Raw genomic sequence first — 6,299 nt, 5'->3', positions numbered from 1 at the left:
TCCAGGTCGGCGACCAGCCACGACGTGGCGGTCACCGCGGGTGCGGCGGGCACGGACGGCGGCACCACCAGGCCGGCGGTGGCGAGCGCCGACCCGCCGACGGCGCGGGCGGCGGGGTCCGCGGGCGGCGGTGGCTGCGGCGGCCGCGTCGCCGGGGCCGGCACGTTGGGACAGGGCACCGCAGGCGCGGCGGTCGCCGCCCCGGCGGCGCGGACGGTCCAGCCGGTCGACGTCCCGGCGCGGGGACCGGCGACAGCAGCCGACGGCAGGTCCAACATCGGCAGCAGCAGGGCGGCGGACAACGCGACTGGCAGGCCTCTCATGCCCACGCACGGTAGCCACGCCGTCACGATCGGGTCGTCTCCTCCGCCGTTCGCGCCCGGGGGGAGAGAGCGGGCGGTAGGCTTCGCGGCTCCTCCGGCCGGCGTCGCTCGTGGTCCACTGACAGCAGGTGTCAGTGGCCCCGGCCTAGCGTGCGGCCATGGAGAACACCTTCGACTGGTTCGTCGGCACCTGGACGTCCACCCAGCGCCGGCTGCGGACCGCGCTAACCGGCTGCGACGAGTGGTACGAGTTCCCCGGCGTCACCCGGTGCTGGAGCGTCCTGGGCGGCGCCGGGAACGTCGACGAGGTCACCTTCCCCACCCAGGGATTCAGCGGGGTGACCCTGCGCCTGCACGACCCGGCCCGCGACGAGTGGTCGTTGTACTGGGCCAGCAGCCGCAGCGGTCTGTCGCTGCCCCCGGTCGTCGGCCGGTTCGGCCCGGACGGCCGCGGCGTCTTCACCGCCGAGGAGACCTACGAAGGCACCCCGATCGTGGTGCGGTTCCTGTGGTCCGACATCACCGCCACAACCGCACGGTGGGAGCAGGCCTTCTCGGTCGACGGCGGCGACACCTGGGAGACCAACTGGACCGCGGACTTCACCCGGACCGGCTGACCCGGCTGGCCGGCGCGGACGAAACGGGACCCCGCCCGCGCCAGGTGCTCACGGACGTTCGGCCGGCCCCGGGCCGGACCCTGCCCCCGCGCCCACCGGCTCCGGATCATCGACCTCCGGCGCGGGCGAGGGCACCAGGGGCGCTCCCACGACGGCCGGGCCGGCCCGACGCCGCCGGCGGCGCCGTACGGCCAGCGCCCCGGCGGCAGCGGCAAGGAGCAGCGCGAGCAGGCCGGCCGTCCGGTCGAGCACGGGGCGCAGCGGCGCCGCCGACACGCGTACCGACGCGCCGGTCGGGTCACCGGCGGGCACCAGCCAGTCGTGACTGTCGCTGACCGGGGAGAGACCGTCGCGCAGCACCGTCACCCCGACCCGCCACTGCCCGGGGGTGCGGATGTCGTCGACCGCGACCACCCACCCGTCGGCGGTCCGGGTGACCGGGTGCACGGCCCGCTCCCCGTTCGGCCCGATCAGCAGCACCGACACGCCGGTCACCGGGGCGGGCGCCGGGCGGCGGGTGTCGCCGACGGTGATGCTGACGATGTTGCGGCCCGGCCGGTTGGGGCGGATCGCCACCGTATCGACGAGGTCGGCGGCCTGGCCGCTGACCTGCGGCACCGCCCGGCCCGCCGCGGCCACCGGGAAGGCGGGGCCCCGGGCGGGGCCCGCTGCGGCGAGCGCCCCGGCCAGCCCCAGGACGACCGCGAGCAGGGCCGCCTCCGTGCGCAGGCCCCGACGGGGCAGGTCGGACCGGCGCAGCCGCCGGGCGGTACGCAGACCGAGCAGCCCGGCCGCGCCGGCCACCGCCACCTTGGCCAGCAGCAGCAGCCCGTACGGGGAGCCGAGCAGCGCATCCACGGTGACCACCTGGGGGCCGGCGAGCAGCAGCCCGGTGAGCACGAGCAGGGTCAGGCAGCCTACGGCGAGCGCGGCGAAGGCGCGCAGCAGCGCGCGTACCTGCACCGCACGGTCGGGGGTGCGCCGGACCACCGGCAGCAGGGCGAGGGCGGTGGCGAGGACCGCGCCGGCCCAGCCCCCGGCGGCCAGCACGTGCACGCCGCCGACCAGCGCGGTGCGCAGCGGCCCGCCCATCGGATGCCCGAGCAGCGCGCTGCCCACGGCCGCGGCGAGCGCCCCCACCGCCCCGAAGACGACGGTCGCCGGCGGGCCGGCCCCGGGCCGTTGGGCGGCCCGGAGCACGGCCGCGAGGAGCACCGCCACCCCAAGTTCCCGCAGCAGCCAGCGGCCGCTGGTGAGCTGGTCGAACAGCAGGCCCGACCGGTCGCCCCCCGCCCAGGAGAGCTGGATGGCCAGTTGCAGCGGCGCGGCGAGCAGGGCGACCACGCCGGCGTACCCGGAGACGGTGAGCAGCCGGCGGCGGACGACGGCGGCCGTCGGGTCCGGGCGGCGCGCGGCCCGGCCGTGCAGCACGGCGAGGGCGGCGCCGCCGAGCAGGACGGCGAGGCCGAGCAGTCCGAGGGCGCGGGCCACGGTCTCCCGGGGGCCCGGGGCGACCGGCCCGGCGGTGCCGGCGGCGGTGACCTGCCGGCCCACCCCGAAGACCAGGGTGCCGCTGGTGGTGTGCAGATCGTCGGAGGAGAGCGTCCGCCAGGAGATGTGGTACGTGTTCGCCGGCAACGCGGGCAGGCCGGCGACCAGCGTCACCGGCTCCTCGCTGTCGGCGTCCTCGGCGGCCGGCGCGCCGTCGGCGTCCCGCAGGACCAGCCGGGTCACCGCCCACTGCCGGCCATCGCCGTCCGTCAGGGTGATCCGGGCGGCGGAGAGCTCCACGTGCTCGGTGAAGGAGAGGGTCAGCGTCTCGGGCGCCCGGTCGAGCACCGCGCCGTCGGCGGGCGCGCTGCGGGCCAGGTACGCGTGCGCCTGCGCCGGCGCGGACCCGACCGGCACGGTCAAGCCCGCGAGGGCGAGGACGGCGAGGACCCGGGCGAGTCGGCGCACCGGGGTCACCGGACCGGGACGTGGGCCAGCCGGCGCGGCCCCGAGGTGATCTCGATCTTGTCGCCGCGCTTGATGGCGCCGCCGTTGTTCAGGTAGAGCAGGTAGTAGCTCTGCCCGGGGCGCAGCTCGTGGCCCTGCTTCATCAGCGCCGCCCGCCAGGCCAGCTTGCCGGAGCGCTCGTTGCGCAGCCGGGGCGGATGTTTCGTGTCGTTCTGGAAGGCGGAGGCCTTCTGCGTGTCGAGCACGACGTAGCGCAGCTCCACCAGGCCGCCGTCGCCGACGACGGCGGCCTGGGTGAAGCGGACGCCGAGGGTGGCCTCCAACTGACCGTCGTGCGGGACGGCGTAGCCCTGCCGGGCCGAGGCGTACCCGCCGAAGCGGACGATCGACACCGCGACCAGCGCGACGACGAGCAGCAGGAGCACCGCCCGGCCGGCGTGGCGACGCGAGAGGCGGAACGGGATCGCGACCATCGTCTGGACTCCTCGGTGGACGGTGGGGGCCGGGCCGGCGCCCGGCCCCCGAGCGACGTCAGGGTGCGGTGTAGCGGGTGGAGGCGTAGTTGTCGAAGCTCAGCGAGCCGCTGGTGGTGGCGGTCCGGGCCACCAGGCCCAGGGCCGCCGACTCCACCGGGTAGCCGCTGGTGTCGCCGGTCAGCGTCCCCACGGTGACCGCGCCGACCTTCAGCGTGGCCGAGCCCGCGGTGGCCGAGGCCCAATCGAGGCGGACCGTCCCGCCGGAGGCCGCCACCCAGCCGGTGTACGCCCAGCCGGCCGGCCGGAGCAGCCCCAGCCGGAACTGGTTGATGCCGTTGCTGCGCCGGTACTGCACCACCGCCAGGGCCCCGCCGGAGGCGTTGCGGGCCTGGTAGACGGTGACCGTCGCGGTCTGCGGGTTGAACGTGCCGAGGGTGACGTCGAACTTCGCGTGGAAGGTGCGCTCGCCGACCGGGGTGGCGTCCACCACGTACCCGACCGTGCCGGCGACCAGTTGCCCGGAGCCGGCGGAGACCGTGCCGACGACCTGCGACCAGGCGCCGGTGCCGCCGGTGAACGCGTCGGCGAAGATCGCGTTGGGCGGGTCGACGCTGACCGTCACCGAGCCGGCCGCGCCCCAGTTACCGAGCGCGTCCCGGGCCCGGACCCGCAGCGTGTGGCTGCCGCGGCTGAACCCGTTCAGGGCGATCGTGGTGGACAGGGCGGTTCCGCTGACCGTCATGGCGCGGCCCTTGCCGACACCCGGGTCGGCGCCCTCGTACCACTCGGCGGCGGTGACCGCCGAGAGCGCGTCCGTCGCGGTGGCGGTCAGCGTGAGCGACGCCGCGCGGGCGGTCGGGTTCGGGGTGGCGGTGACCGCCCCGATCACCGGCCCGGTCCGGTCGAGGACGAAGGTGACCGCGGTGAGCGGCCCCCAGTTGCCGGCCGCGTCGCGGGCGTGGACCAGCACCTGGTGCGTGCCGTCGGCGACCCCGGTCAGCTCGGTCAGCGGCAGCAGCCCGTAGGTGTTCTCGGTGGCGCCGTTGAACGAGCCGTCGAGGGCGACGAAGGTGAAGCCCGTCCCGTCGGCGCCGCCGACGTCCAGGAAGCCCTCCGCTGCGGCGACGGTGGAACGCACGCCGGCGCCGGCCGGGTCGGTGAACGCGGCGTTGATCCGCAGGTCGGTCGGGTCGGAGGCCGACCCGGTGCTGCCGTTGGTGGCGGCGGGCTCCACGGCGCCGGAGAGCAGGGTCGGCACCGTCCGGTCCACCACCAGGTCGGCGGCGGCGTACGGGCCCCAGAGGTTGAACGAATCCCGGGTGTGCACCAGCACGGTGTGCCGCCCCTCGGCGAGGGCGGCGGCCACCACCGCGGGGATGACGCCCGACTCGGCGGTGACCGCCGCGCCGGGACTGGCCAGGGTCAGCGCGGTGCCCGCGCCGTCAGCCCCGGTGGTGTCGACGAAGTACTCCGCGCCGGTGACCGTGCCGCCGAGGCCGCTGTCGTCGCCGCTGGCCGAGAGGGCGATGTCGCCGGTGCCGGCGGTCGGGTTCGGGGTCAGCGTCACCCCGGTGGTGACCGCGCCGGTGACGGCGAGGTTCAGCGTGGTGCTGCCGACCACGCCCCAGTTCCCGGCGGCGTCGTGACCGCGGACGTAGACGGTGTGCCGGCCCTGCGTCAGGGTGGTGAGCAGCGCGGCCGGGATCGCGGCGGTGGCCCCGGTGACGGTCGGGCCGGCGCCGAAGCCGGCGGCGGTGAACGGGATGCTCGTCCCCTCGGCCACCCGCAGGTCGTCGACGACCGCCTCGGCCCGGTCCACCACCGAATTGCCGTTGCCCGCGTCGGTGAAGTCGGCGGTGACGGTGACGGCGTCCAGGACGCTGGCCGGGTTCGGGGCGGCCCGCACGTTCGCGGCGGTCGGTCCGACGTGGTCGCCGCTGACCGGCGGCGGGTTGGTGTCCAGGAAGGTCAGCATGCCGCCGAAGGCCTGCTGCGGGCTGACCCCGGTGATCGTGGACCCGTAGCGCTGGCCGGCGTTGTTGAGCTGCCCGCCGGACTCCAGCAGGGCGAACCGCCGCCCGTCCGGCCCGGCCGGCACGGCCACCACCGCGTCGACCGCCTGACCTGGCTGCAGCGGCAGGGTCACCGCCGCCTCCGGGTACGCGGCCGGGCGGGCGTCCTGGCCGACGTCCGACTGGTCGAGGCCGAGCAGCGTCATCGGGTGCGGCTGCACCCCGGCGGCCACGTAGCGCAGCAGCACCCGCCGGTTGACGTCGGTGGCGATCACGTCGGTCTCCGGGAACGCCTTGCCGTTGATCAGGCGGTACTTCGGCGCGTAGGAGCGCATGTCGTAGGTCGACGGCGCGGCGTTGAAGGCCGGGTCGACCTCGGTGAGCACCAGCACCGCCTCGTCGTCGTAGACCGAGGCGGCGTCGCCGTACCCGCTGGGCCGCCCGCCGACCGCGGGGGCGCGGACCACCAGCGCGCCGACCAGGCCCATCGCGACCTGGCGGGCGCCGAGTGCGGTGTGGCCGGCCTCGTACAGGTAGGTGCCGGGCCGGGCGGCGGTGAAGGTGTAGCTGCGGGTGCCGCCGGGGGCGGCGCCGGTACGGTCCGGAACCAGCCCGGTGACCGCGGGCAGCGCCAGCGCCAGGTTGTCGGCGAGTCCGTTGTGCACGGTGATGGTGACCGCCTGGCCCTGGTCGACCACCAGCACCGGCCCGGGCAGGGTGGCCGGCGCCGCGTCGGTCGACGCGAAGCCCCAGATCGGCACCGGGGCGGCGGCGCCGGGCAGCACCACCGTGCCCGGCTTCGCCCACAGGTCGCAGCTGGCCGTGCCAGCGGAGAGCTGGCAGCCGGTCTGCGGCAGCACGCCCTGCGGCGGGCCGGGCGGGCCGGCGAACGTGGCCGGCGCCGCGCCGGCC

General features: G+C 76.7%; 4 protein-coding genes and 1 pseudogene. 1 reads left to right on the top strand and 4 read right to left on the bottom strand.

Translation table 11 applies throughout. From position 1 onward, the window contains the following. Window positions 1-323 (bottom strand): annotated as a pseudogene (locus DKT69_RS06515) (D-alanyl-D-alanine carboxypeptidase); the annotation flags it as partial. A 158-nt stretch (window positions 324-481) separates the two neighbouring features. Between DKT69_RS06515 and DKT69_RS06510 the strand changes: the two are divergent. Next, the gene (locus tag DKT69_RS06510) at window positions 482-940 is read left to right on the top strand and encodes a hypothetical protein (protein WP_109800672.1); all 459 of its coding nucleotides are present in this window, start codon (window positions 482-484) and stop codon (window positions 938-940) included. A 48-nt stretch (window positions 941-988) separates the two neighbouring features. On the opposite strand, the gene DKT69_RS06505 is transcribed toward DKT69_RS06510, so the two are convergent. The 3 genes from DKT69_RS06505 to DKT69_RS06495 form a co-directional block, all read right to left on the bottom strand. Then, complete coding sequence (locus DKT69_RS06505; RefSeq protein ID WP_146230995.1) at window positions 989-2,899, bottom strand: copper resistance CopC family protein; 1,911 nt, start codon at window positions 2,897-2,899, stop codon at window positions 989-991. A 5-nt stretch (window positions 2,900-2,904) separates the two neighbouring features. Then, window positions 2,905-3,372, bottom strand: coding sequence for a hypothetical protein (locus DKT69_RS06500; protein ID WP_109800670.1), 468 nt, complete (start codon window positions 3,370-3,372; stop codon window positions 2,905-2,907). A 58-nt stretch (window positions 3,373-3,430) separates the two neighbouring features. After that, a partial coding sequence (locus DKT69_RS06495; RefSeq protein WP_148668968.1) for a multicopper oxidase domain-containing protein occupies window positions 3,431-6,299 on the bottom strand: 2,869 nt, incomplete at its 5' end.

It is taken from the genome of Micromonospora sicca, from assembly GCF_003172935.1.
In the GTDB taxonomy this organism is placed as follows: domain Bacteria; phylum Actinomycetota; class Actinomycetes; order Mycobacteriales; family Micromonosporaceae; genus Micromonospora; species Micromonospora sicca.
The sequence above is the reverse complement of the archived record's forward strand: the minus strand, read 5'-3'. Positions and strand labels throughout refer to the sequence as shown.